The sequence below is a fragment of the Novosphingobium gossypii genome (assembly GCF_050433305.1).
Taxonomy (GTDB): domain Bacteria; phylum Pseudomonadota; class Alphaproteobacteria; order Sphingomonadales; family Sphingomonadaceae; genus Novosphingobium; species Novosphingobium gossypii.
The window spans coordinates 129,523-153,999 of sequence record NZ_JBNPXM010000008.1 but is presented as its reverse complement, the minus strand read 5'-3'; the positions used below and the strand labels follow the sequence as shown (position 1 = coordinate 153,999).

Genomic DNA, 24,477 nt, shown 5'->3' with positions numbered 1-24,477 from the left:
ATGCCGGTGGACTAGCGCCGCTTGCTGCCCGCGCCTACGGAAAAGTTGCGCTGCGACGCAACAATCGGAGAGAGCTGACAGGGACGTAAGGCAAGCACACCCTACGCGGCTGGAGGGCATGGCCCCGCCCCCGCTCCCCCGTGAGGCTGCGGAAGGGTTGCTTCCCGTCAGAAGCGCTTGGTCACTTCGACCATCACGGTGCGGGGCAGGGTGCCGAAGCCCAACTGGTCGGCCTTGACGCCCGCCGGAGTGCCGGTGCCGCTACCTGTGGAGGGGCCGTCGACCACGCCGGTGACGTAGAAGCGGTTGGTGAGGTTCTTGCCGATGACGGCGATCTGCCAGTTGTCGTCCTCGGCGCCGAAGCGGATGCCGGCATCCAGCGTCGCGTATTTGCTCTGGCGCGACAGCGGGTTGCCGAAGCCCGAGGCGAGGTAAGCGCCCGAATACTTGCTGTCGATGTTGAAGCCCAGCTTGTTGGCTGACCCGACCGACACTTCGTAGCCGATGCCCAGATTGCCGGTCCAACGGGGCGCAACCGAAAGCGGCGCGCCGGTCAGGTTCTGGCGGGTGTTGCCGGCAAGGTTACAGCCTTCCGCCGGGGTTTCGCCGGCATAGCACGGGGCCAGCGGGAAGTCGGTATAGGTCGCCTTGTTGTAGTTGACCGAGCCATGGATATCGAGGCCGGGAATGCCGTTCGGGGCGAATTCAAATTCCACCTCGACACCCTTGGTGCGGGCATCGGCGGTCAGGGTCTGGAACGCGAAGATCGGCGAGTTGAAGAAATCGACCTGCAGGTCGCGGTACTTGTAGCTGAACGCGGTGACGTTGAAGCGCAGTTGTCGCTCCAGCAGCGTCGACTTGAAACCGATTTCGAAGCCCTGCGCCCGTTCGGGATCGAACGTCAGATCGGCAGTGGGATCGCTGGAGAACTTGGAATTGATGCCGCCGTTGGAAAACCCGCCGGACTTGTAGGCGGTCTTGTAGGCGCCGTAGATCATCAGGTCCGGGGTCGGCTTCCACGTCAGGGTGGCTTCGGGGGACCAGTTGGTGAAGCGCTGGCGGGCGGTGACCACGCCCAGACCATCGGGGTCGTTCTGGTCGCGGAAGATGCCCAGAAGCAGCGGGTTGTTGTAGTTCTGCGTGAAGAAGCTGTTCTTCGTCTCGTCGGTATAGCGGACGCCGCCGGCCAGTTCGAGGTCGGGCAGGATTTTGTAGGTCAACTGGCCGAAGAGGGCCATCGTGTCGCCCTTGGTGAAGCTGGTCTTGGCGGTGGCGACGTGTTCATAGCCCTCCGGTGCGGCGGAGTTGGAGACCGCGCCCGTCATCACGAACTGCGCGAAGTCGCGGCGGGTGCGCTGATAGAGCGCGCCGACCATCATGTTGAATGGCCCGTCGAACTGCGTCAGCGCGCGCAGTTCCTGACTGAACGCCTTCCATGAGGAGTTCTCGGTCGCCCAGTTGCTGGCCGCGCTGGACTGGAAATCGCAGGCGCAGGCCCAGCGGTTGTTGTTCCATTGGTAATTGGTGACCGACGACACCTGCAGCGTATCGGCGTCATACGTCACGTTGAGCGTGCCGCCGGCCGAACGGTAGCGGTTGTAGAGCGAGCCGTCGCTCTTCGCGTAGGGATAGTTTGCGGCGATGTCGGCAGGCATGTTGTTCTGGTAGGTGACGAAATGTTCGCCGCATGCCTCTCCGGTCAGCTGCGAGGTGCTGCCGTTGCCGCAGCGGAACGCGACGTAGTTCCACGAGGAGTTGTTGACCTCGTTGTTGTCGAAGCTGCCCTTGAGGCTGACGGTCAGGTGATCGTCCGGTTCCCACTTCAACGTGGCGCGGGCCAGGAACTCCTCCTCGCCCGGAGCCTTGCGCGGGGCCGCCGTGGCCAGGTGCGATGTCGGGTCGCCGGTGCCGCCCGCGAGCACGCTGGCAGCGTCCACTTCGGTATAAGTGATGTCCTGCGCCAGATTGCGGTAATAGCCGCCGTCCATCTTGCTATAGCGCGCAGCGACGCGGTAGCCGAGCGTATCGGTCAGCGGACCGGATGCGTATCCTTCGACGCGGTACTGCTGGCTGCGAAATTCGTACCCGCCCTTGATCATGAATTCGGGTGCGGCGGTCGGGTCGGCGGTGGTGATGGAGATCACGCCCGCCGTTGCATTCTTGCCGAAGAACAGCGCCTGCGGGCCTTTCAGCACTTCCACGCGGGCAAGGTCGAAGAAGCCTTCGTTGATGACGCGGCCCTGACCGTAGTAGGCGCCGTCCACCACCACGGCCACCGACTGCTCGATGCCGATCGAGGTGGAGGAAGACCCGATGCCGCGCAGGGTCAGCTGCGCGCCCGAACCGTTGGAAGCGCGTCCGACGCTGAATTGCGGCGCGATGGCGGTCAGTTTCTCGACGCTGGTGACGTCGCGCGCGGTGATCTGCTCGGCAGAGATGGCGGTGACGGCCACCGGCACGTCCTGCGCGGTTTCCTGCCGCTTGCGCGCGGTGACGATGATCTCGTCGAGGCCGCCCTTCTGCCGGGCGCTGTCTTCCTGCGGTGCGGGCGCGGCGGCTTCCTGCGCCATTGCCGGCGTGGCGAAGACGGCGAACATGCTGGACGCGAGCAGGACGGATTTGTGGCGGCGCATTTCGACAGACCTCCCGATTGTATTCGTTCTTTGCACCCTGCCTAACCGGCCCGGTCCGCGACGCGCCCTGTGCAAACGGATAGCCCTAGCCGTTTGGACAGGTGGCCCCGGCGAGCGGCAGGTCGAGGGTACCCCCGCCCCACAGGAGACCTGAATTGACCCGCTGCCGTTTCTGGCGACTGGACCGCCACCCGGAAGGAAACACCGACTTCGCCCGCTTCCTCAGCCTGCAGGAAGAGGAATGCGCGCCGCTGGCGGCAGGAGAGGTACGCATCGCCGTCGAATGGCTTTCGATGGACGCGGGTACGCGCATGTGGATGAGCCCGCGCACCGATAGCTACCAGCCGCCGCTGCCGCTGGGATCTCGGATGGTCGGGCTGGTGCTGGGCCGGGTGATCGAAAGCGCCGACGCCGCGTACCCGGTCGGGGCGCTGGTGCGCGGTTTCGGGCAGTGGGCTGACGTGGCCACGGTGGTCCCGGCGCTTTCCGGGCTGGAGATCGTGGACGAAACCGTCGGCGATCCGCGCCAGCACTTCGGCGCGCTGGGCATGAATGCCTGGACCGCTTGGGTCGGTGTCAGCGAAGTGGCGGCGGTCAGGGCGGGCGAATGGCTGGTCGTCTCGGCAGCGGCAGGGGCGACCGGCAGCCTGGCCTGTCAGGTGGGCCGCAACCTTGGCGCGCGGGTCGTCGGCATCGCGGGCGGGGTGGAGAAGTGCCGCTACCTGACGGATGAACTGGGTGTCGACATCGCCATCGATTACCGCAGCGAAGACGTATCGGCGCGGCTGGCCGCGATACCCGGCGGGGTGAACGCCTTCTTCGACAATGTCGGCGGCCCGATCCTCGATGCGGTGCTGGGCAACATGGCGCATTACGGGCGCGTGGCGATCTGCGGCATGGTGGCGGGCTACGATACCGATGCGCCGATGCCGGGGCCGACGAGGTTCGATCAGGTGCTGATGCGGCGGCTGCGGATAGAGGGGTTCTTCATCCCCGATTTTCTCGAACGCGGGGCGGAATTCATGCCGCGGCTGCGCGAATGGCTGGACGCGGGCAAGCTGGCGATGCGCTTTGACGAGACGCCGGGGCTGGACAACGTGCTGACCGCTTACGAGCGGATGCTGACCGGGCGGAACATCGGGAAAGTCGTGGTCCGGCTGTAGCGATCAGCCCTCGGAAGCCAGCCTGTCCAGCCACGCCTGCGCCTGCTTGGGCTCGCCAACGGACTGGGAATCCACGGGGCCGCGTGCACTTAGAAATTCCTGCTGGAGCGCGAACGGCTCCATGAACAGCGTCTCGCGCGCCGCGTCGATTTCTGCGCCCAGTTCGGCAAGTTCGGCGATCACGGGAGCGATGAAGGCGCGGGCGTGACGGTCGGCGTTGTGGTCGAACAGACCCCACTTGCCCGCGGCAGTCACTTTAAGAGCAGCGATCAGCGCCTCGCGGTATTCGACCTCAAGGTCGGCGCGGCGCGCGTCGAGGCGTTCGAGACGGTCTGCTTTGGCCATGTGCGGGCGGTAGAGCGACCTGCCTGCCTGCGCAACCGAATCCTCCCCGAACAGGGCCGGGGAGGATTGGCAATCACATCGCGGTCACGCCGCCATCGACGATAAATTCGCAGCCGGTGATGTAGCCGGCCTCGTCGCTGGCGAGGAACAGGTTCATGTTGGCGATGTCCAGCGGGCTGCCCATCCGCTTCATGGGGATGGCGTTCACGATCTCCTTGAAGCCCTCGGGATTGTCGCGCCGGGCGACGTCCTGCATCGCGGTTTCGATCATGCCGGGGTGGACCGAGTTGCAGCGGATGTTGTCGGCGGCGCATTCCATCGCCACCACCTTGGAGAACAGCCGCACGCCGCCCTTGGCCGCCGCATAGGCGCCGCACATCGGCACGCCGACGTAGCCGGCAATGGACGAAAGGTTCACGATCGAGCCGCCCTGGCCCACCTTGCGCATCAGCGCCACGGCACGCTGGGTGCCATAGAACACGCTGTCGAGGTTGACCTTGTTCTGCCGCTCCCAATCTGCGGCGGTGAGGTCCGCCAGCGGCTTGAGGATGGCGATGCCGGCGTTGTTGACCAGTACGTCCAGCCGCCCGTGACCCTGAACGATGGCGCCGATCACGGCATCCCACGATGCCTCGTCGGTCACGTCCTGCGCCAGCGCCTCGGCCTGGCCGCCTTCATCGCGGATCGCGGCGGCGACCCCCTCGGCGTCTTCCAGCTTCAGGTCGGTGACATACACGAAGGCGCCTTCCTGCGCGAAACGGTGCGCGGTGGCGGCGCCAAGGCCGCGCGCATTGCCCGCGCCGGTTACCAGGGTGATCTTGCCTTCGAGACGGCTCATTGCATTTCCTTCTTCAAAGTTGGGGTGCCCGGTGAGGGGCCACCGGGCACCCCGTCTTCCCCCCGGAAGGGGGATGGCTCAGAACTTCACGCCCACCGTCGCGCCATAGGTGCGCGGTTCCAGCGCCATGCCGAAAGAGAACAGTCCGGCCACGGTGAATGCGTGCGTGGTGGTCTTCTCGTTCGCCAGATTGCGGCCGAACACGCGGAAGTAGGCTTCCTTGTCCCCGATATCGAAATTGAAGGTCAGGCTGGCATCGACCAGATCCTGCGTCGTCGTGCGGACGCGGGCATCGTTGCCGTTGACGGTGACTTCGGTGACTTCACCCGCGCCATTGACCGTCGGCGTCAGCGATCCCTGCGAAATCTGCTCGTCGTACGGGCTGATGTGGCGCCAGCCAGCCGTGGCCACGATCTTGCCGAAGCTGGTCGGGATTTCGTAATCGGCATTGATCGAGCCGGTGAATTTGGGCGCATAGATCAGGCGATTGGCGGAATAGTCGAACGGCACCAGCCCGGTGCCGCAGCCGTTGACTGCGGGCGTGCCCGCCGCATAGGCGCCGCAGGTCACGAAGTTGCGGAAGTGCGACTTCATGTAGGCGGTCGATGCGGTGATGCGGAACTGCGGGGTGATGCGCAGCGTGGCGTCGGCCTCGATGCCCTTGATGATGGCGCCGCCTGCGACGTTGCCGGTGATCGTCTGGTTGCCCAGCGGTCCGCCCGGCACCGTCAGGTTCTGCTGCATGTCCTTGTAGTCGGACACATAGCCCGCGACGTTCAGCTCCAGCTTGCGGTCGAACATCGCCAGCTTGGCGCCCACTTCGTAGGCATCCACGGTTTCCGGCTGGAACGGCGTGCTGGCGGTTTCGGCGGTGGCGGCGCGGGGGCTGAACCCGCCTGAACGATACCCGCGCGACCAGCTGGCATAGAGCATGACGTCGCCGTTCGGGCGCCAGTCAAGGCCGACCTTGGGCGTGAACTTGGTGAAGTTCGCGTCGCCGGTGCCGATCAGGCCCTGCGTGGCGAAGCTGTTGGTCAGCTTCTTGTTGTCATGGCTCCACCGACCGCCAAACGACAGGCGCCACTTGTCCGCGAAGGCCCAGTTGAAGTCGCCGAAGAAGGCGTAGCTGGTGGTCTTGCCGATGTTGGTCTGGGCATTGTTGTCGAACTCCATCGGCGGGATCGTCGGATCGAAGCCGAAGAAGCGCGTCCATTGCGTCAGGCTGTACTTCGAATGGAAGTAATAACCGCCCACGACATAGTCGAACCCGGTGAACAGGTTGCCGGCGGCGCGCAGTTCCTGGCTCCATTGCGTGTACCGCTGGCGCCGGTCGACATAGTAGAGATCGCTGGACGACCCGTCGAAGTCCTGTGTCTGCTTCTCCTTGCTGTGACGCCAGCCGGTGATCGAGCTGAGCTTTATGTCACCAAGATCGTAGTTCATCTGAAGTGTGGCGTTGGGCGCCTTGTACGTGCTCTTCGCGGGCAGGGTGAAAGTGGTGTAGAGGTCGGTCGTATTGTTGCGGTTGCACTCGTTTGCCGGGATGAGCGCGCAGAACGCTTCGGTGCTGTTGGTCAGATTGCTGACCACCGGCTCGAACTGCTGCTCCACGTTCTCGACCGAAAGCTGGGCGTCGAAGCCGGACCCTGCAGGTTCGAACAACAGGCTCGCACCATAGCTGTCACCCTTGCTGCCGCCCGCGCGGTCGCCCCGGATGACATTGCGGTAGAAGCCGTCGGTTTCGTTGTGGAAGTACCAGCCCTTGACGCCCCAAGTCTCGCCGTCGCCGTAGTTGACGATCGCCTTGCCGGCCCAGGTGTTCCAGCGGCCATAGGTGAACTCGGCCTTGCCGCCCGGCTCCATCGTCGGTTTGGAACGGGTGATGTTGATGACGCCGCCGATGGTATTGGCGCCGAACAGCGTGCCCTGCGGACCGCGCAGCACTTCGATCTGGGCGATGTCGAAGGCGTCCTGCAGCTGGCCGGTGCTGGTGCCGATGGTGACGCCGTCCACCACGACGCCGACGGTCGGGGTCTGCGACTTCTCGATATCGGCGTAAGTCAGGCCACGGATGGAGATGTTGGCCGCCTGCGCGCCCGAATTCTGCTGGGTGATGAGGAGGCCCGGCGCGGCGCCCTGGAGGTCACCGATGTTGGCAGATGCCTTGTTCTCCAGCATCGCGGCGCTGACGGCGGTGATCGCGACCGGGGTTTCCTGAAGCGTTTCCGAACGGCGGCGGGCCGAAACGATGATCTCGTTGGGATCCACCGCAGTCGTTGCGGGCGCTGCGGCGTCCTGCGCAAATACAGGTGTAGAAATACAGGTCAGCGCACTGCTGGCGAGGGCGAGTTTGAAGAGCGCGTTGCTCCGCGCTCCGCGAATAAGTGCGGATGCCATCAGATATTCCTCCCGGTGCGGCCGTGACTCTGTGAAGGGCCGTCTTCCGAAGAACACTATGCATCGGATCGCGCGTTGCCCTACCTGTCGAATTGCACAGGTGTGAACACTGTCCGGAAACGGGGCGATTCAGGCACGACAAAAGGCGGGCCGAAACGACCCGCCTTCCTCAGTCATCTACCCTTGTGCAATCAGAACTGGGTGCGTTTGGTATAGCCGTTATCGACCACGATGTTCGCGCCCGTCATCGCCTTGCAAGTGGGCGAGACGACGAAGGCGATCGCCTTGGCCAGCTCCTCTCCGGTGGTGAAGCGGCCCGAGGGCATCTTTTCCAGCGTCGCGTTGTAGAAGTCGGGCATCGCACCCTGAATATACTTCCACGGGCCATCGTCGGTCATCACCGGGCCCGGCGTGAAGCAGTTCACGCGGATGTTCTCCGCCGCCAGAGCCTGCGCCAGCGAGGAGGCGTAGTTCATGACCGCCGCCTTCAACGCGTTGTACGGCTGCACGCCCATGAACTCCTCCACTGCGCCAGTGGAACTGAGGCACACGATCGAGGCGTTGGCCGATTTCGCCAGATGGGGACGCGCGGCGGCAATACCGCGGCGCATGGGCAGGACGTCCGCCTGCATCACCGCGTCCCAGCCCTCGTCGCTGTCTTCGCCCTTGTTGGCGGACGTGAAGCTGATGAAGATGTCGCAGCCGCCCAGCGCCTCGGCGGCCTTTTCCACGAAGGCGGGGACGGTATCGGCCTGCGTGACGTCGAGCGCTTCGCCATACGTTGTTACGCTCGTGTCAGCGATTTCGGCCAGAACCTTGTCGACCTTGTCCTGCGAACGACCGCACACCGCGACGTTGCAGCCCTCTGCCGCCAGCACATGGGCTACCGCGCGCCCGATGCCGCCATTCGCCCCAACGAGGATGGCCCTGAGGCCGTTCAGTCCGAGATCCATGTCTTTCGCTCCTCTGCCGTGCACCCACGGTTTCGACGCTGGGCCATGCGATTGCCACTGTTTCTTTGATCAGGAATGCGCCGGTGTCCGCCGTGCTAGCGGTTTTCGCATGGGAATGAGAGGAAATCCGTGATGGGACGTCTGGAAGGAAAGCGCGCCGTCGTTCTGGGCGCCAGCAGCCCCGGCAACATGGGCCAGCACATCGCGAAGCGCCTGCTGGCCGAGGGCGCACAGGTGCTTGTGTCAGGCCGCAAGGAGGACGTGCTGGCCGACTTTGCCAACGACACCTGCTGTCTCTGGGCGCCGTGCGACTTGACCGACAAGGCCAGCGTCGATGCCCTTGCCGATGGCGCCATGCGGCAGTTGGGCGGCATCGACATCGCGGTCAACGCCACGGGCTGGGGGCTGCTCAAGGGATTCCTCGAAACCACGCATGACGAGCTGATGGCGATGACCATGCTGCAGTACGTCGGGCCGTTCCATTTCTATCAGGCAATGGTGGCGAAGATGGCGCGCAGCCGGGGCGGGCGCGGCGGATCGCTGATCCAGATCAGTTCGGCCACGGCCACGATCATGCTCAACGACCATGCCGCCTACATGGGCACCAAGGCCGGGGCGGACCATGTGATCCGCTGCGTCGCGCATGAATTCGGGGCCGAGGGCGTGCGCGCGAACTCGATCTCTCCGGGCCTGACCGAAACGCCGATGACCGCCGATGCGAAGCAGGTGCCCGGCCTGTTCGACGCCTTTCTGGCGGGCTATCCGCTGGGCCGCGTCGGCACCAGCGACGATATCGCCGCCGCCGTCGTCTGGCTGGCGAGCGACGAGTGCTTCATGACCGGCGAGAACCTGCAGGTGAACGGCGGCTTGACCCTGCGCCGCAATCCGACGAAGGGCGAGATCGATTCCGCCGTCGCCGCCGCTGCCGGCGGGCGATAGCGGGGACTGTCTTCCTGGGGAGGAAGGGCCGGCGGCGGTGTCCATCGGATACCGTCGCCGCTTCGCCTCATTCCGCGGCGAGGGCGGGCATGTCCGCCGGCGCAGTGCGTTCACCCGGCTTGCGCAGGACGGCCACGACGCAGAACAGCACGGCGCTGAGCACCGCCATCGCCAGGAAAATGCCTGAGAAGCTGCCGGTGGAATCCTTGATCGCCCCGCCCAGCGCCGGGCCGACGGCGGCCGAAGTCGATACCGCCATCATGATCGAATACAGCTCCAGCGCGGCACGCTGGCCGAAATAGGACTGCAGCAGCATGGCGGTGCTGACGTAGCTGAAGCCCAGCCCGCCACCGAACGTCACCATCCACAGCATCAGCGAGAGGGGCCCGTCCACCCACGCCAGCGTGGCGGCGGATACGCCCAGGCAGCCGAGCGAGAACATCGTCAGCACCCGCGCCGGAGTCTTCTCCCCCGCAAAGCCGGCCAGCGCCGATCCCACCGCGCAGACCAGCGCCGACAGGCTTATCAGTTGCGACGCGCGCGCGGCGGTGATGCCGTGCTCCATCAGGTGCTGGTAGGCGAAGCTGTGCGTCGTCGTGTTGATGGCAAGGCAGGCGGTATAGGCCAGCACCACCACCCAGAACTGCGGTGTTGCCAGTGCCCGCCGCACTGTCCATTCGATGTGCGCGGCATTGGGGGAAGGGGCCGGATCGCGCGGCGTTTCCAGCTTCAGGCGCCCGGCGACCAGCGTGCAGAAACCGCCCACGATCACCGATGCGACGGCGAACAGCAGCCAGTAGAACCGCCAGTCATACCCTGCCGACTGGGTGCCCGACCACAACAGCGGCCCGGCCACCGCGCCCAGATTGCCGATGGTGAAGTAGACCCCCAGCACCGTCGAGCGGCGGGTGAAGCTGCTGGAAAGCACATGCACCGCCGGGACCGTACCGCAGAAGCAGTACCCCACGCCCAGCAGCGTCGTGCCCAGATAGTAGGTCCATACGCCCTGCGAGGTGTAGAGCAGGCCAAAGGCGACGAACAGCAGCACCGTGCCCAGCGCCAGCGTGCGTCCGACCCCCAGCTTGCGGATGGTCAGCGCCGGGGCCAGGCTGACGATCCCGCAGGCCGTGCCGAGCAAGGTGAAGCCGAAGCCCGCCTGCGCCCAGCTCATGCCGAACGCCTCCACCATCGAGGGCAGGACCATGCCCAGCGAATTGAACGTCCCCGCCGAAAGCAGGAAATACATCAGGCACAGCGCCTGAAGCACGATCATGACGAGCAGATGGGTGTTCATCGCAAGGGTCCTTTTCCGGCGGGGAAATAGGGTGCGGGCTTGCGCTTTGCCAGCGCGCACGGTCAAGACTTCCACGCCGCGACCACGGCATCTGTCGTGACCAGCAGCGACGTGTTCTCGCTCAGGGCCTTCAGCGCATGAGCGTGCATGTCCGCGTCGTAGGCTGCGCAGGCGTCGGACACCACGAAAGTATGGAAATCGCGGTGGAAGGCGTCGCGCGTGGTGGAATCGACGCAGCACTCCGTCGTCAGGCCGGTCATCACCAGCGTGTCGATCCCGCGTGAGCGCAATTGCTGTTCCAGATCGGTGCCGTGGAAGCTGGAATAGACCCGCTTTTCGATCTCGATGTCGCCGGGGCGGGGGAACAGGCGGTAATAGTCCTCTCCGCCGCTGCCGACGCGGCAGATGCCTTCGTTGCCGGGCGTGCCCCGCCGCTCCATCCATGTGCGCAGCGCGTTGGAATCGGTTTCGGGCCGTGTCATCACCCGCATGAAGCCCACCGTCACCCCGGCTTCGCGGGCGGCGGCCAGCAGCGCATCGATCCGATCGATCGCCGCTTCTGCCGGGGCAAGGTCAACGCCGAAGCTGCCGATCAGACCCTGGGGCGCGGCGAAGTCCACCTGCACGTCCACCACGATCAGCGCCGTGCGGTCCGGTGCGATCATCGCGGCATCGGGTGCAATGTGCGGCAGGTCAGCCATGGGCGAGCGCCTCGGGCAGGACGGGCACCTTCGCGGGAAAGCGTTCGCGCAGCACCGGCAGCACCCTTTCGCCGAAGATCGGCAGCGACGCGTGATAATCGGGGAAGATCAGCATCAGGCCATCAAGCGAGGTCTTCGCGAAGATTTCGCTCAGCCGCTCGATCACGGTATCGGGCGTGCCCAGCACATGCGGCGTCATGAAGGTGGAGCGCGCCTTCTGCGTGAAGGCGTTTTCCTTGCCGATCTCGCTGTCGAGGAAGCCGTAGGCGCGCATCATGCCGTGCAGGGCTTCCTCGTCGAAGCCGGCGCGGAAGTGGGCGGCGGTTTCCTGCGCGGCGGCGTCGGTATCGCCGAACACCACGGTCATCATCGAATAAGTGCGGATCTTCGCCCCGTGCTCCGCCGCGCCCGCCTTCGCATCGGCGCTGGCTTTCGCCAGTTCATCCACGTTGCCGCCCGACAGGAACAGCGCGTCCATCTCGTTGGCGGTGAACTCTATCCCGACTTTCGACGTGCCCGCGCAGACAAGGAACGGCGGCGTGGCGGGCTTGGGGTTGGACATGCAGTCGTCGAGGGTGAAATACTTGCCCTCCATCGTCACCGAGTCCTGCGTCCACAGCGCCTTGATCGCCTGAATCCATTCGGTGGCAAGGACATAGCGCTCGTCATGGCCGACCCCTTCGGGCCATGCGCCCATCTGCGAAAACTCGCCCCTGTACGATCCGGTGACGACGTTGAGGCCCGCCCGGCCATGGCTGATCTGGTCCAGGGTGGCGATCATCTTGGCGGTGACTGCCGGGTTCTGCAGGATCGTGTGGACCGTGGCCCAGACCTTCACGCGGCTGGTCGCCTGCGCCAGCCCCGCCATCATCATCGGTGAATCCAGTGAACTGTTCCAGTGCTGCGTTTCGCCGCCGTAGCCCCGGTACTTCGCCATGGCCATGATGAAGTCCAGCCCGATCTCCTCCGCCAGCTGCGCCGCCTTGAGGTTGTAATCGTAGGAGCCGTCCAGCGTGGGGGCGTTCTTCGACAGGATCCAGCCGCCGTTCGCCATAGGCATGAAGATGCCCAGATCGCGCCCGCCGGTGTCGGAAGGCAGGCCGAATGCGGCAGGTCGCGGTTGGCGTTGGATCATCGTTTCTTTCCCTGGCCCTTCTGATCTTGGGCGAAAGGGTAGAATGGGACGCCCGGCGGTTCTTGTCACCCTGCGCCCCTGCTGTTGTCAGCGGTCAAGGTGTCGTACGTCCGCTGCAAAGCGCAAAGGCGCGGGCTTGCCTATGGTCCGGTGCCACACCGTCAGGGAGATCGACATGAGCAACTGGTTCGTCACAGGCGTCAGCACAGGGCTTGGCCGCGCAATTGCGCAGGCGGCACTGGCCGCAGGGCATACGGTGGTGGGCACCCTGCGCGATCCGGCGGCGGTGCCCGCGTTCGAGGCGCTGGGGGAGGGGGCGGTCGGCATGGTGCTGGATGTCACCGATGCCGCCGCAGTCAAGGCGGTGGTCGATGCGGCACATGCCCGGACCGGCGGCCTCGACGTGATCGTGAACAATGCGGGGCTGGGCTATACCGGCGCGATCGAGGAAACCCCGCTGGCCGATGCCAAGGCGCTGTTCGACGTCAACGTCTGGGGCGCGCTGGCAGTGATCCAGGCCGCGCTGCCGCACCTGCGCGCGCGCCGCCGCGGGCATATCGTCAACGTCGGGTCGATCAGCGGCATGGCCTGCTGGAACGGCACCGGTATTTACGGCGCCAGCAAGTTCGCGCTGGACTGCATCGGGCGCACGCTGGCGCAGGAAGTGAACCCGCTGGGCATCCGCGTCACAAACGTCGCGCCCGGTGGCATGCGGACCGAGTTCGCCGCCAAGCGCCTGCTGGGAGCGGAACCGGCGGTTGCCGACTATGCAGACACCGCCCATGCCGCGCGGGCCGTGCTGACCGGCCACCACGGCGAGGAACCGAGCGACCCTGCAAAGATCGCGCAGGCCATCCTGATGGCCGTGGCGGCGGACGAACCGCCGCTGGTGCTGCTGCTTGGCACCGACGCGCTGGGCTATGCGGAACGCGAGTTCGCGATGCTTCAGAGCCAGTTCGATGCATGGCGCGCGGTGACGACAGGCGTGGGGGCGGAGTGACGCACGGCCCGCTCCGGTGGCAAGACGCCTCTACGCCGCGAACAGGCTTTTGCGGATCACGGCGTGGACGCCCCAGTTGCCGTTGGCGACCTGGCTGATGCCGAAGTCCACCCCCACCGACAGCAGCGAAATCGCCTCATCCTCCGACAGATCGCGCAAGGTCATCAGGAACCGCCGCGCCTTGCGGAAGGCATCGCGCATGGCGCTGTCGATGGAACTTTGCTTGTAGACTTCGCTCTGCGCGCCCGCGCCCAGATCCTTAAGGTATTCCGGGCTGGAAAAGCCCAGGATCACCCATTCGTCCTTCGTCTCGATCATCGGATAATCGAGGTCGCGGATGTACTTGCGGCTGGTCTTGGCCGGGTGGAGCACCACCTGGATCACCGCCGTCATCGAACATTCGATGGCCGTGCCGCATAGTTCGGAATCGCCCTGGCTGGCGTGGGGATCGCCCATCGACAGCAGGCCGCCGGGAACGCCCACGGGCAGGAACACGCTGGACCCCGCGCCCAGCCGCCAGTTGTCGATGTTGCCGCCGAAGTTGGCGGGCGGAACCGAGTCGATCAGTTCGGAATGCGCAGGGGCCAGCGCCACCACGCCGAAGTGCGGGCGCACCGGGATCGTCACGTCGCGCAGGACGTCGAAGTTGCGGGTGATGCTTTCGGGATCGACCGGCACGCCGGGATAGTCGTAGCGTTCGTGGACCACGCCAGACGGGTCGGTCTGCGGTGTCCAGCGATAGGAATAGACCGCCTGCGCGGTGGCGCGGCCCGGTTCGTTGTCGATCTCGTAGATGGTGATGACCTCGCGCTGCTTGGGCTCTGTCAGCAGGTCGTTGTAGTGATAGCCCCAGTACGCCGCCACGTTGCTGCCGAACGCTCTCCCTGCGAACAGCGGGTTCTGGCTGGGCCGGTTCTCCATGTCCAGGATGCGCACCTCTATCACGTCGCCGGGCCGCGCGCCCTCCACCGCGATCGGGCCGGTGCAGATGTGGACGCCGAACCCCTCGCCCGGTCCGCGCCCCAGGGCCGAGGCGTCGAACGGACCCGCACCGCGCCGCTCCACCGCCTTGCCTTCCGCCGTCCAGTGAAACACCGCCTCCGCGCCCGCATCGCCCTCTATCATGCGTTCGGCGTCGTCATTGGCGTGATGGGTCAGCGTTTCGATCGTTACGTAGTCGCCCGAGCGGATTTCCAGCGCCGGTTGCAGCGAGCGGCTGAAGTAGCCCCAGTGGATCGTGTCGGGCCGCGCGGGCAGGAAGTGGTGGCGGCGCGACCGGGCGGCGTCGTCGAGGCTGGGCAGGCCGGCGAGCACGCTGGGCGGCTCGCGGTTGTCCAACCGCACGTCGCGCGCCTTTTCGGGGCGGCCCCGGCGGGGCGCTTCGGCAGGGCCGGCCGCGATCTCGGGAGACTTGCGGTATTCGCGCGGGCTCATCCCGTACTGTTCGCGGAACGCGCGCGAGAACGAGGCGCTGTCGTTGAAGCCCCACTGGAACAGGATTTCCGAGATGGAGCGCTGGGCATGAAGCGGGCTGCCAAGGTCGAGCCGGCACCGCTCCAGCCTGCGCAGCTTGACGTAGTGGCCGAAGCTCTCGCTATGGCTCTCGAACAGCTTTTGCAGGTAGCGCGGCGAGATATTGTGCTCGGCGGCGATCTGGTGGGTGTTGAGGTTGGGGTCCGACAGCCGCATTTCGATCGACTGGAACACTCGCTCCAGGATCGCCGCGCGTCCGCCTGCCGCGCCGCCCAGCTGCTTGGCGGGCGCGCGGTCCAGCAGGGTGGCGGCGATCATCTCAGGCAGGGCCAGTTCCACCGGGCGGATCTGGTCGTCCGAAACATCCAGGATGGTGTCGGCCACGGTGCGCAGCAGGCTGGACATCATGCGGCCCACGGCGGTGTCGGCGATCAGGTCGCTGATTTCGGTGGGCAGCTGCGAGCGGGATTTCAACGCCGGCAAACTGTGCGGCACCTTGACGACGAGCAGGCGGAAATCGCCCTCCATGGCGATCCGGCAGCGGGTGTCGCCGCCGCCATAAACCATGTCGCCCTCGCCGATTTCCGCAGTCCTCTCGCCGCTGCTGGCGGTCAGCCGCCCTTCGAGCAGCAGCACCAGCCAGAAGCAGCGGGCCTCCTGCGCGAAATTCAGCGTCATCGCCTGCGCCGTGCCGGTGCAGCGGACGAACTGGATCTTCTGCCCGCTGGTGAAGCTGACGAGATCGCCGTAGATGTCCTCGTTCTCGCTCTCCAGTTCCAGCGACACGCGCTGCAGGGCAAAGCGCCACGCCTGCAGCCGCTGGTCGTGGGGATAGGCATTGGTGGTCAGGCGCACGCCGGTCATGCGGGGATCAACTCACGCTTTCCGTCTGCGCCATGCGCGCGTGCGCGGCGCGGTAGCGGTGGACCAGCCACTTGTTGAACTGCCCTTGCGCACCTTCCTGCCACGAATAGCGGCCACGCGGGGCAAAGCGGGATCGCAGACCCTCCTGCACCAGTTCGTCGACGTGGAAGTCCTGCGCGATGATATGCGCGGTGGCGCGCATGTTCATGTCCAGCTTGTGCTCGAAATTGGGGTCTTCCATCGCGCCGGGGGCGAACAGCAGGCCGGTGTCCATTTCCAGCGATTCCGGGCCGTCGGGCCGCAGGATCAGGTAGATCACCATGTCGCTCATCATGATGAGGCTGAGCGAGGGCGGCACGTTGGCGAAGGTCATGCGATGGCGTGCCGCGTCCGACAGGCCGGGGAAGATCGGCAGCACCGCGCGCTGCGTGGCGTTGAAGCTGGCGTCGGGATGCAGGGTGCCGTTGAAGCGCAGGAACCCGGCGTCCTCCGGCTCGGAATGCGGGAACTCCGCCTTGCCCGATGGCACGAAGTCATGCAGCGGCCCGGCGTGCAGGCGGCTGGCATGGTAGCCGTCGTTGTTGTTCTCGAACATGACCTTCCAGTTCCACGGCAGCTTTGCCGCAGGTTCCGGGCGTGGTCCTTGCGCGCTGGCAAGGTCGTAGTCCGCGATGGCTTCGGCCACGCCCGTCAGGCGCGGGGCCAGCGGCGCGGCGTTCTCGTCGAAGTTGATGAAGACGAAGCCGTTCCAGATTTCCACCGCGAACCGGGGCAGGCTGTTGGCCTTGCGGTCGAAGTTGCACGTTTTGTTCATCGCCGGGGCCGCCACCAGCGTGCCGTCCAGCGAATAGCTCCAGTGGTGGTAGGGGCACAGGAACCCCCGCGCCGAGCCGCTGCCTTCGGCCACCAGCATCGCGCGGTGCTGGCACACGGCGGACATGGCGCGCACTTCGCCCTGCAGGGTGCGCGACACGATGACGGGCTCGTTCACGGTGCGGGTGGTGAAGTAATCGCCGGGGTTGGGAATCCAATCCTCTCGCCCCACGCACTGCCACTCGGCGTAATAGAGCGCGTCCTTCTCGAACTCGAAGAAATCGCGCGAGGTGTAGCACGAGGGCGGCAGCGTCACCGCGTCCTCAAGCGCCACCGCCGAGGCGGAGAGGGATTCGATGAAGGAATCGGACAGCTTCGGTGACGGCGGGAGCGACATGATGACCTTCCTGAGTCGGTATCTTTATGGGCTCGCTGACGCGGCAGCATCATCCTGCATACCGCAACCGCGAAGGCAATATTGCAAATGCGAAATGATGCTTATTCGCGCGAATAGTCGTCCGGGATGCGCGGCGGGTCGCCGGCCTTGCCCCACAGCACGATCTCGTTGCCCCAGGGGTCGCGGAAGGCGTGGTTCAACCCGTTGAAGGTGCCCCAGAAATGGTTGCGCCACAGCACCGTCGCGCCGCGTTCCTCGGCGGCGGAAAGGATGCGTTCGGGGGTGTCGTCATCAGCGATGAGCACCCAGATGCGCGGTTTACGTCCCTCGGCAGCGATCGCGCGCGGCGCCACGCCTCCGGCATCGGGGTGCGGGCGGGCATTCGCGGGATCGAAGATGCCCAGGTGCAGGTTGCCGATCTGACTGTCCGTGCCGTCCGGATTGGCGAACATGCCGCCCGGCACCATGCGGTGGTAGACGCCTTCGGGCTTGTGATCGTCGCGCCAGCCGAAGACTTCGGCATAGAAGCGCGCGGCGGCGGCGGGGTCGTCGGCGGGCAGGTCCACGAAAATGAGCGTGTTGGGCATGGCTTTGGGTTCCTTGTGGTCTGCCCCAAGGTCTGCGCCAGTTGCGCGCGCGGCTCTTGGCGGCAGGCGTCCGGTTTGTTGACGCAGCACCGGGACAACGCCTTCGCCAACTACCAGTGCGCTGTCCGCCAAGACCCGCGCCGGTGCCCTGCGAGACAGTGCAGCAGTCGATCCTCCATCCAACAAAGGACACTGCATGGCCTCGGTCTCCACTCTGACAACGGCGAAAGCGGACACGCGGCCTGCGGCGATCTGGCATCTTAAGGCGACGCCGGAGACGATCCACTGGGGCTACTTCTCGCCCGAGATAAAGCCGGCGCTGACGATTAAGAGCGGTGATCTGGTGCAGGCGGAGGCGATCACCCACCATGCCGGCGACGCCCCGGAACTGATGTTCGACGAAGGGGTGGAGCGCATCTTCCGCGAAGTCGATCCCGCCAGCCGCGCGCCCGGCGTCCACATCATGACCGGCCCGATCTACATCGAGGGCGCGGAGCCGGGCGACATGATCGAGGTGCGATACCTGCAGATGACCCCGCGGAACAACTACGGATCGAACCTGGCGGCCAACTGGGGGCACCTCTACGAGGAGTTCGGCAAGAAGGAGCGGGTGACGATCTACGAACTGGACCCGAGCGCCAACACCGCCCACGCGCTCTATGCTTATGATTTTCCGGGCGAGTATCTGGTGCCGGGCACCATCACCAACTGCCCGTCGTGCGACCGGCATCCGGCACTGCCCGGCATCACCATCCCGGCGCGGCCGCATCTGGGCACGGCAGGTGTGGCGCCGGCGGTGGACGCGCCGGTTTCCACGATCCCGCCGGGACTGCACGGCGGCAACATCGACAACTGGCGCATCGGTGCGGGATCGACGATGTTCTACAAGTGTCAGGTCAGGGGCGGGCTGTTCTCCATCGGCGATCCGCACGTCAGCCAGGGCGACGGCGAGATCAGCGGCACCGCGATCGAGGCGTCGCTGGACTGCCTGTTCCAGATCATCCTGCGCAAGGACTTCTCGTTCCCGTCACCACTGCTGGAAACGCCGGAAAACTGGATCGTCCACGGGTTCGGAGAAGATCTGGACCAGGCGATGAAGAACTGCTCGATGGATATGCTGCACCTCCTCCACGAACAGCAGGGGCTGAGCAAGGAGGACGCCTATTCGCTGATGAGCGTGGCGACCGACTTCGGCGTGACGCAGGTGGTGGACGGTACGCTGGGCGTCCATGCGCGGATCGAGCGGCGGATGTTCCCGGCGAAGGGCACGGTCATCGACCCGGATTGAACACCCTCACTCCTGACGGAGCGAGACCTGAAGGCCCGGTTCCGCAAGGAGCCGGGCCGTTTTTTGGTGTCAGCGCTTGACCACGCGGCCGATCGCGGATCGCACCTCGCGCTCGCCATAAGGCTTGGTGACGACCGGAACGCCCTTGAACTCGCCGGTCTGCAAAGCGCGCTCGCCATAGCCGCTGGCGAAGATGAAGGGGATGCCGCGTGCCTGCAGCCTGCGGGCCACGTCTTCGCTGGTGTCCTTGCCGAGGTTGACGTCCAGCATGGCGAAACTGACATCGGCGCCCTCGATGATGCCCATTGCGGCGTTGACCGATCCGGCGATGCGGCAGTCGGTGAAGCCGAAGCTGCGCAGCACGTCCTCCGCTTCCATGGCGATGATGACGTTGTCCTCGACGATCAGCGCCGCGCCCGAGGCCAGTTCCTCGGCAAAGTCGGCGGGCTGGGGCGGTTCGGCAGTGGGCTCGCGCAGGACCGCGCCCGGCGTCTCGAAGCCGCTGATGTGGTCGGCGGGGATCAGGAACAGCGCGTGCAGGCCCTCCACCGGATAGATCACCGAGGCCGAGCCGTTCAGTTCGTGCGGGATGGTGCGTTCGATGATGGTGGAGCCGAAGCCGCGCCGGGTCGGTTCCTTCACCGGCGGGCCGCCTTCTTCGCGCCAGTCGATCTCCAGCGCGCCGTCGTCGCTGCGGCTGAGCGTCACCGTGACCTGCCCGTGCGAGTCGGCAAGGGCGCCGTACTTGCACGAATTGGTCATCAGTTCGTGGATCACCAGCGCCAGCGTGGTGAAGGCGCCCGGCGCGATCAGCGCGTCAGGCCCGTCAATGACCACGCGATCCGGCGAATGGCTGGCGTAGGCGTCCGTTTCGGTGCGGATCAGATCGTAGAGCGAGGACGGCGACCAGTCCTTGCGCGTCACCTGATCGTGCGCGCGGGCGAGGGCGTGGATGCGGCTGCCGACGATCTCGGCGAAATCGTCGATGGTGGTCGCGCCTTCCTTGCTCTGCGCCACGAGGCCGCGGATCAGGTTGAGGATGTTGCGCACGCGGTGGTTCAGTTCCGCGATCAGCATGTCCTGCTGCTGGCTGGCCTGTTCACGCTCGGCATTGGCGGCGTCGGACAGGCGCAGCACCACTTCGAGCAGGGTGATCCGCAGCGATTCGGCGGCGGCCACTTCCTCGTCGGTCCACGGGCGGGAGTAGCCGCGCCGCTCTTCCTTCCAGATTTCGAAGCTTTTGCGTGGGGTCAGGCGGGCGCCGTTAGGGCCCAGTTCGATGGCTTTTTCCGGGTTGCCCGCCCACTTTACCTCGCGCACGGCCTCGCCCCGGAACAGGACGATGTAGTCGCGCGGGGCGCGGCTGACGGGCAGGGCCAGCAGGCCCGATGCCTTGTCCGCCCAGTCTTCCGCGTTGGGATAGACCGAGCCGATGTTCTCCGACGCCCAGACGGTGCTGGCGCCGGCAGTGTTGAGGAAGCGGGCGAGCGCCGTGAACTGCGCCTGGTCCGGTACCGCGCCCTGCCCCACGAACCGTCCGTCCACCCAGCCGACGACGCCATCGAAGGGGATGACGTGGCGGATCGAATCGGTGAAGTCGTCGAACGCTTCGATCAGCGACCCGCCACCGGCGACGCGGGCCATGATCTCGTCATGGACGCGCATCGATTCCGCGCGTTTGTCGTTCGAGAAATCCGTTTCCTTCTGCTCCAGCAGGTAGGAGAAGAATTCGCCGAACAGCTCGCTTGCGGTGCGCACCGAATAGGACAGCGTCAGCGGGGAATAGTGGTGGCAGGCCATCAGCCCCCACAGCTTGCCCCGCCGCATGATCGACACCGACATGGACGCCTTCACGCCCATGTTGCGCAAGTATTCGATGTGGATCGGCGATACCGCGCGCAGGCCCGACATCGACAGGTCCAGCGGCTCGCCGTTGGGATTGGTGGCGGGCACGATCGGCACGGTCGGATCGTCGACGTCGCTGATGATGCGCAGCAGGTTGCGGGTGTATAGCTTGCGCGCCTGGGCCGGAATGTCGGACGAGGGGAAGTGCTGGCCCTTGAAGCTGTCCACCATGCCGTTCAGGCTTTCGGCGATCACTTCGCCCGCGCCGTCCTGTTCGAAGCGGTAGACCATCACCCGGTCAAAGCCGGTCAGCCCGCGCAAATGACGCGCGGCGCTGGTGCACAGCTGCTCGATCGTGGGCGACTGGCGCAGCCGTTCGATCATCGGGCGCACGTAGGACACGTAATCACGGCGCTTGCCGCCTTCGTGCGGCTCTATCTCCAGCACGAAGGACCGGCCCGAATTGTGGACGGCGATGTCGAAGACCCTGCCGTCGCCGGTCAGGTCCACCTCGAACATGCGCTCAACCGTATTGGCGCTGCCCAGGATCTGCAGGCGGGTGCGGATATCGTGCAGGGCGTCCTGCGAGATGAACTCGGTTGCGGACAGCCCGATCAGGTCGCGCGGGTCACGCCCGAACAGAGTGTCGCAGTTCACCGAGACGTGGTTGATGATCCAGTCGCTGGAGAACGACAGCAGCCAGCCGAAGCTCTGGATTCGACCGATGATGTGGATCGGTTCGAGATCGCACGTCGAGAGATCGACCTGGTGCATCGCCTCAGCCACGCACGGAGCCGGCCGGTTGCACCCGCCCGCTTGCCGCAAACGCGCTTTCGAACGTTGCGAATGCAGCCAGGGCTGCCCGGCGCATGGCGTCCGCCTCCTGCGGAGGGAATGTGCGCGTACGCAAGACCGGAACCAGCGCCTTCCACGCATCGTGGCCGCGTCCGTCGCTCATGTAGGTGGAGCGGAAGCCCGCGCTATCGCCCCAGTACCCACGCTGGCGCAGGACCGCCAGGCCGAGTCGCGAACCGCACACGACGTAGGAAAGCCCTGCATCTGCACCTGCCGCTTCCAGCCCGTCGGGGGTGGGGACAGTGGGCAGTTCGCCCACGCCCAACGCATCCAGATCCGCCCGCAGCATGGCGGGATAGTCGGGACATTCGAGCGCCAGTTCGCGTTCCACGAAGGCACGGAAAGAGGGGAACAGCGGTTCCAGTCCCATCGCGTGCGCGGCAAGAAACCGCGCCAGGTCGGTACGTTGCGACAGGTCCAGCGCGCCGAAGGAAGCATCGAGGCTTTCGTGCGCGGGCCCCGTGGCTTCGCGCAACTGGCTGAGCATATCGGGTAGGACAGGCGATCCGGCTTGGGCTTCCATGAGTATCCGCTTAGGTGCCCGCAGGCCGATTGCAGGCGAACCGACTGGTGCGCCTGGGGTACCGGAACACGTATATCCCGGTAATGTTCCTCAGTAACACAATAACATGTCCGAACCACCCGGTCTGTTCACTAATGACCGCAGGGCATGGAACCGTGGGGGGAAATCGGGGTTCTCCTTGCGGACGGAGCAGCGCCCATCCGTCATCGCCGAGGATCCAGCATGAGCACAATCCCGCAGACCAGCCCGGTTTCCGCTGCCGCCATCGCCGGCAGCGACCTGCTGACGGCCTTGCGGCAGGACGATTTCGCCTTGATCGAACCGAAACTGGGGGAATGCCGCCTGCGCGCCGGCGATGTCATATATCAACCCGGCGACAACGTGGATTACTGCTACTTTCCCACCGAAGGCGCGATGTGTTCCTACTTCGTGGAGATGGAGGACGGCACTGCGGTGGAAACCATCCTCGTCGGGCGCGAAGGGGCGCTGGGGGGCATCGTCAGCCATGGGTCGCTGCCCGCGTATGCGCGCGCCAATGTGCTGCACGAAGGGGTGTTCCTGCGCATCCCCGCGCGCGATCTTGAGGCGGCGAAGGACCGTTCGCCCGCCATCGCCCACCTGTTCGCCCGCTATGCCGACTGTGTCATGGCGCAGGTGTTCCAGTCGATCGCCTGCAATGCGGTCCATTCCATCGAGCAGCGCGCCGCCAAGTGGCTGTCCGCCGCCGTCGACCGCATCGGTCGCAACGACGTGACGATGACGCAGGAACAGCTGGCTTCGATGATGGGCATCGGTCGCAGCTATGCCAGCCGCGTACTACAGCGCTTCAAGCGCGACGGCATGGTGCGGACCCGGCGCGGCGGCATCGAAGTGCTCGATCGCGACGGGCTGAAGGCGCGTGCCTGCGGCTGTAACGATCAGGTGGAAGCGCACTTCCACCGCGTGCTGGGCGGGGTATACCCCGAAACCTGACCTCTGACCCGACCGATGATCTCGGTGCGGTTCAGGCGAGAGCGGCGGGCTGCGCGCCGGGCAGAACCTGGGATGCGCGAACCAGATCGGGGACTGAGCGCAGTTCCATCTTGCGCATCAGGCTGGAGCGGTGAAGCTTCACCGTGATCTCGCTGATTTCCAGTTCCCACGCGATCTGCTTGTTCATCAGCCCGCGCACGACGCCGGCCATGACCTGCCGTTCGCGCGGGGTCAGGGTGGCAAAGCGCTGCGCCACGGCGGCGTTGCCACGCGCCACGCTGCGGCGGCGCGAATCGATCTCCAGCGCATGGTCGACTGCGCCGAGCAGATCCTGTTCGTCGAACGGGCGGGGCAGGAAGTCCACCGCCCCGGCCTTGATGGCGCGGACCGACAAGGGCACGTCGGCATCGTCGGTGACGAAGATCACCGGGATCGGATCGCCCCGGCCCTTCAGCCGTTCGATCAGTTCCAGCCCGTCGATGTTGGGCATGCGCACGTCGGCAACGATGCAGCATGGCGCTTCGGGCAGGGCGGCGTCCAGCAGCGCGCCTGCCCAGGCGAAAGTCTCCACTAGGTGGCCTTCGTCCTGCAACAGCGAATGAAGCGACGAACGGGCTTCGCCATCGGCATCGACGATCAGCACTTTTCCACGCGTCTGGGCGGTGTCTTCTTCCGCGCTGTTGCGGGGCGGATGGCTGATGGGACGGATCATTGGACTACTCCTGCTGGCGGCAACGGAAATGGTCCAAAGTGAACACTTGCGGCAATCCCCTCTTTCGGGGGGATTTCCCTCAGGGCCTTTGCCGGACTACACGCGGGGGATGGAAGACAGCGCTTCTCAGGCTCCCATCCGCATCGCCGTGGTGGACGATCATCCCCTGCTGCGCGAAGGCATCGTCGCAGTGTTCGCGACGCAGCCCGACCTTGACCTGATCGCATCGGGCGAGGACGGCGAGGCCGCGGTGCGGATCTACCGCGAACTGCGCCCCGACGTGATGCTGCTGGACCTGCAGATGCCCAATGTGGACGGGGTGGAGGCCATGACGCGCATCCTGGCCGAATTTCCCGAGGCGCGAATCCTGGTGCTGACGACCTATTCGGGCGACGGGCGCGCCACGCAGGCGATCAAGGCGGGGGCGTCGGGCTATCTGCTAAAGAACAGCCTGCGCACGGAACTGCTCGACGCGATCCGGTCGGTCCATCGCGGCGGCACCCATTTCGACCGGCAGGTGTTTGGCGCCGCCGACCGCGAGGCGAAGCGCCTGACCGCGCGCGAAAGCGATGTGCTGCTGCTGGCGGCCTCGGGCAATTCCAACAAGCAGATCGCGGCCCGGCTGGCCTTGTCCGAGGACACGGTGAAAGGTTACATGAAGGCGATCTTCGCGCGGTTGGGGGCGATGGACCGCACCCACGCCGTTGCAATCGCCGTGCGCAACGGCCTGATCGAGCTTTAACGCCCGCT

Annotated in this window: 20 protein-coding genes; 6 read left to right on the top strand and 14 right to left on the bottom strand. The window is 65.7% G+C overall.

Annotation, left to right across the window (positions count from 1 at the left end; translation table 11 throughout):
• Window positions 1–167 precede the first annotated feature (167 nt).
• A complete protein-coding gene (locus GGR40_RS15570) occupies window positions 168–2,633 on the bottom strand; it encodes a TonB-dependent receptor (RefSeq protein ID WP_429277156.1) in 2,466 nt (821 codons plus the stop codon).
• 155 nt (window positions 2,634–2,788) lie between these two features.
• On the opposite strand from GGR40_RS15570, the gene GGR40_RS15565 reads away from it, so the two are divergent.
• Window positions 2,789–3,796: an NADP-dependent oxidoreductase gene (locus tag GGR40_RS15565; protein ID WP_429277155.1), complete on the top strand. Its 1,008-nt coding sequence runs from the start codon at window positions 2,789–2,791 to the stop codon at window positions 3,794–3,796.
• A gap of 3 nt (window positions 3,797–3,799) precedes the next feature.
• Here the strand turns inward: GGR40_RS15565 and GGR40_RS15560 are convergent, their stop codons facing one another.
• From GGR40_RS15560 to GGR40_RS15545, 4 genes are all read right to left on the bottom strand, one after another.
• Window positions 3,800–4,141 (bottom strand): hypothetical protein, encoded by a 342-nt coding sequence (locus GGR40_RS15560; protein ID WP_429277154.1) that lies wholly within the window; start codon window positions 4,139–4,141, stop codon window positions 3,800–3,802.
• A 73-nt stretch (window positions 4,142–4,214) separates the two neighbouring features.
• Complete coding sequence (locus GGR40_RS15555) at window positions 4,215–4,979, bottom strand: SDR family NAD(P)-dependent oxidoreductase (RefSeq protein ID WP_429277153.1); 765 nt, start codon at window positions 4,977–4,979, stop codon at window positions 4,215–4,217.
• Window positions 4,980–5,057: 78 nt separating this feature from the next.
• Window positions 5,058–7,376: a TonB-dependent receptor gene (locus tag GGR40_RS15550; RefSeq protein ID WP_429277152.1), complete on the bottom strand. Its 2,319-nt coding sequence runs from the start codon at window positions 7,374–7,376 to the stop codon at window positions 5,058–5,060.
• A 191-nt stretch (window positions 7,377–7,567) separates the two neighbouring features.
• Window positions 7,568–8,329 carry an SDR family NAD(P)-dependent oxidoreductase gene (locus GGR40_RS15545; RefSeq protein ID WP_429277151.1) on the bottom strand — a complete coding sequence of 254 codons (762 nt, stop codon included), beginning with the start codon at window positions 8,327–8,329 and terminating at the stop codon, window positions 7,568–7,570.
• A 132-nt stretch (window positions 8,330–8,461) separates the two neighbouring features.
• Between GGR40_RS15545 and GGR40_RS15540 the strand changes: the two genes are divergently transcribed.
• Complete coding sequence (locus tag GGR40_RS15540; protein ID WP_429277150.1) at window positions 8,462–9,268, top strand: SDR family NAD(P)-dependent oxidoreductase; 807 nt, start codon at window positions 8,462–8,464, stop codon at window positions 9,266–9,268.
• 67 nt (window positions 9,269–9,335) lie between these two features.
• On the opposite strand, the gene GGR40_RS15535 is transcribed toward GGR40_RS15540, so the two are convergent.
• The 3 genes from GGR40_RS15535 to GGR40_RS15525 form a co-directional block, all read right to left on the bottom strand.
• Window positions 9,336–10,562 carry an MFS transporter gene (locus GGR40_RS15535; RefSeq protein WP_429277149.1) on the bottom strand — a complete coding sequence of 409 codons (1,227 nt, stop codon included), beginning with the start codon at window positions 10,560–10,562 and terminating at the stop codon, window positions 9,336–9,338.
• Window positions 10,563–10,624: 62 nt separating this feature from the next.
• A complete protein-coding gene (locus GGR40_RS15530; protein WP_429277148.1) occupies window positions 10,625–11,263 on the bottom strand; it encodes a cysteine hydrolase family protein in 639 nt (212 codons plus the stop codon).
• Entirely contained in the window at window positions 11,256–12,398 is a 1,143-nt protein-coding gene (locus GGR40_RS15525; RefSeq protein ID WP_429277147.1) for an LLM class flavin-dependent oxidoreductase, read from the bottom strand. Before GGR40_RS15525 ends, GGR40_RS15530 begins: the two co-directional genes overlap by 8 nt.
• 175 nt (window positions 12,399–12,573) lie before the next feature.
• Here GGR40_RS15525 and GGR40_RS15520 point away from each other — a divergent pair, with 175 nt between their 5' ends.
• Window positions 12,574–13,398, top strand: coding sequence for an oxidoreductase (locus GGR40_RS15520; protein ID WP_429277146.1), 825 nt, complete (start codon window positions 12,574–12,576; stop codon window positions 13,396–13,398).
• A gap of 30 nt (window positions 13,399–13,428) precedes the next feature.
• Here GGR40_RS15520 and GGR40_RS15515 read toward each other — a convergent pair whose 3' ends face one another.
• The 3 genes from GGR40_RS15515 to GGR40_RS15505 form a co-directional block, all read right to left on the bottom strand.
• Window positions 13,429–15,735 carry an acetamidase/formamidase family protein gene (locus GGR40_RS15515; protein WP_429277145.1) on the bottom strand — a complete coding sequence of 769 codons (2,307 nt, stop codon included), beginning with the start codon at window positions 15,733–15,735 and terminating at the stop codon, window positions 13,429–13,431.
• 7 nt (window positions 15,736–15,742) lie between these two features.
• On the bottom strand, window positions 15,743–16,945 hold the full coding sequence (locus GGR40_RS15510; protein WP_429277144.1) for an aromatic ring-hydroxylating oxygenase subunit alpha: 1,203 nt from the start codon (window positions 16,943–16,945) through the stop codon (window positions 15,743–15,745).
• 101 nt (window positions 16,946–17,046) lie between these two features.
• Window positions 17,047–17,532 carry a VOC family protein gene (locus GGR40_RS15505; protein WP_429277143.1) on the bottom strand — a complete coding sequence of 162 codons (486 nt, stop codon included), beginning with the start codon at window positions 17,530–17,532 and terminating at the stop codon, window positions 17,047–17,049.
• 196 nt (window positions 17,533–17,728) lie between these two features.
• Here GGR40_RS15505 and GGR40_RS15500 point away from each other — a divergent pair, with 196 nt between their 5' ends.
• The gene (locus tag GGR40_RS15500) at window positions 17,729–18,820 is read left to right on the top strand and encodes an acetamidase/formamidase family protein (RefSeq protein ID WP_429277142.1); all 1,092 of its coding nucleotides are present in this window, start codon (window positions 17,729–17,731) and stop codon (window positions 18,818–18,820) included.
• A 69-nt stretch (window positions 18,821–18,889) separates the two neighbouring features.
• Here the strand turns inward: GGR40_RS15500 and GGR40_RS15495 are convergent, their stop codons facing one another.
• A complete protein-coding gene (locus GGR40_RS15495; RefSeq protein WP_429277141.1) occupies window positions 18,890–21,451 on the bottom strand; it encodes an HWE histidine kinase domain-containing protein in 2,562 nt (853 codons plus the stop codon).
• Entirely contained in the window at window positions 21,444–22,043 is a 600-nt protein-coding gene (locus tag GGR40_RS15490; protein ID WP_429277140.1) for a biliverdin-producing heme oxygenase, read from the bottom strand. Before GGR40_RS15490 ends, GGR40_RS15495 begins: the two co-directional genes overlap by 8 nt.
• Before the next feature lie 222 nt (window positions 22,044–22,265).
• Between GGR40_RS15490 and GGR40_RS15485 the strand changes: the two genes are divergently transcribed.
• On the top strand, window positions 22,266–23,015 hold the full coding sequence (locus tag GGR40_RS15485; protein ID WP_429277139.1) for a Crp/Fnr family transcriptional regulator: 750 nt from the start codon (window positions 22,266–22,268) through the stop codon (window positions 23,013–23,015).
• Window positions 23,016–23,046: 31 nt separating this feature from the next.
• Here the strand turns inward: GGR40_RS15485 and GGR40_RS15480 are convergent, their stop codons facing one another.
• The gene (locus GGR40_RS15480; protein ID WP_429277138.1) at window positions 23,047–23,727 is read right to left on the bottom strand and encodes a response regulator transcription factor; all 681 of its coding nucleotides are present in this window, start codon (window positions 23,725–23,727) and stop codon (window positions 23,047–23,049) included.
• Window positions 23,728–23,836: 109 nt separating this feature from the next.
• Between GGR40_RS15480 and GGR40_RS15475 the strand changes: the two genes are divergently transcribed.
• Window positions 23,837–24,469, top strand: a complete 633-nt coding sequence (locus GGR40_RS15475) for a response regulator transcription factor (protein WP_429277137.1) — start codon at window positions 23,837–23,839, stop codon at window positions 24,467–24,469.
• Window positions 24,470–24,477: the final 8 nt, after the last annotated feature.

Bases quoted from the DNA above. Each gene is read 5' to 3' on its own strand.
- GGR40_RS15560 (WP_429277154.1), bottom strand. From the start codon at position 4,141: ATGGCCAAAGCAGACCGTCTCGAACGCCTCGACGCGCGCCGCGCCGAC.
- GGR40_RS15490 (WP_429277140.1), bottom strand. From the start codon at position 22,043: ATGGAAGCCCAAGCCGGATCGCCTGTCCTACCCGATATGCTCAGCCAG.
- GGR40_RS15540 (WP_429277150.1), top strand. From the start codon at position 8,462: ATGGGACGTCTGGAAGGAAAGCGCGCCGTCGTTCTGGGCGCCAGCAGC.
- GGR40_RS15480 (WP_429277138.1), bottom strand. From the start codon at position 23,727: ATGATCCGTCCCATCAGCCATCCGCCCCGCAACAGCGCGGAAGAAGAC.
- GGR40_RS15520 (WP_429277146.1), top strand. From the start codon at position 12,574: ATGAGCAACTGGTTCGTCACAGGCGTCAGCACAGGGCTTGGCCGCGCA.
- GGR40_RS15475 (WP_429277137.1), top strand. From the start codon at position 23,837: ATGGAAGACAGCGCTTCTCAGGCTCCCATCCGCATCGCCGTGGTGGAC.
- GGR40_RS15535 (WP_429277149.1), bottom strand. From the start codon at position 10,562: ATGAACACCCATCTGCTCGTCATGATCGTGCTTCAGGCGCTGTGCCTG.
- GGR40_RS15525 (WP_429277147.1), bottom strand. From the start codon at position 12,398: ATGATCCAACGCCAACCGCGACCTGCCGCATTCGGCCTGCCTTCCGAC.
- GGR40_RS15485 (WP_429277139.1), top strand. From the start codon at position 22,266: ATGAGCACAATCCCGCAGACCAGCCCGGTTTCCGCTGCCGCCATCGCC.
- GGR40_RS15500 (WP_429277142.1), top strand. From the start codon at position 17,729: ATGGCCTCGGTCTCCACTCTGACAACGGCGAAAGCGGACACGCGGCCT.
- GGR40_RS15555 (WP_429277153.1), bottom strand. From the start codon at position 4,979: ATGAGCCGTCTCGAAGGCAAGATCACCCTGGTAACCGGCGCGGGCAAT.
- GGR40_RS15550 (WP_429277152.1), bottom strand. From the start codon at position 7,376: ATGGCATCCGCACTTATTCGCGGAGCGCGGAGCAACGCGCTCTTCAAA.
- GGR40_RS15510 (WP_429277144.1), bottom strand. From the start codon at position 16,945: ATGTCGCTCCCGCCGTCACCGAAGCTGTCCGATTCCTTCATCGAATCC.
- GGR40_RS15530 (WP_429277148.1), bottom strand. From the start codon at position 11,263: ATGGCTGACCTGCCGCACATTGCACCCGATGCCGCGATGATCGCACCG.
- GGR40_RS15545 (WP_429277151.1), bottom strand. From the start codon at position 8,329: ATGGATCTCGGACTGAACGGCCTCAGGGCCATCCTCGTTGGGGCGAAT.
- GGR40_RS15515 (WP_429277145.1), bottom strand. From the start codon at position 15,735: ATGACCGGCGTGCGCCTGACCACCAATGCCTATCCCCACGACCAGCGG.
- GGR40_RS15570 (WP_429277156.1), bottom strand. From the start codon at position 2,633: ATGCGCCGCCACAAATCCGTCCTGCTCGCGTCCAGCATGTTCGCCGTC.
- GGR40_RS15505 (WP_429277143.1), bottom strand. From the start codon at position 17,532: ATGCCCAACACGCTCATTTTCGTGGACCTGCCCGCCGACGACCCCGCC.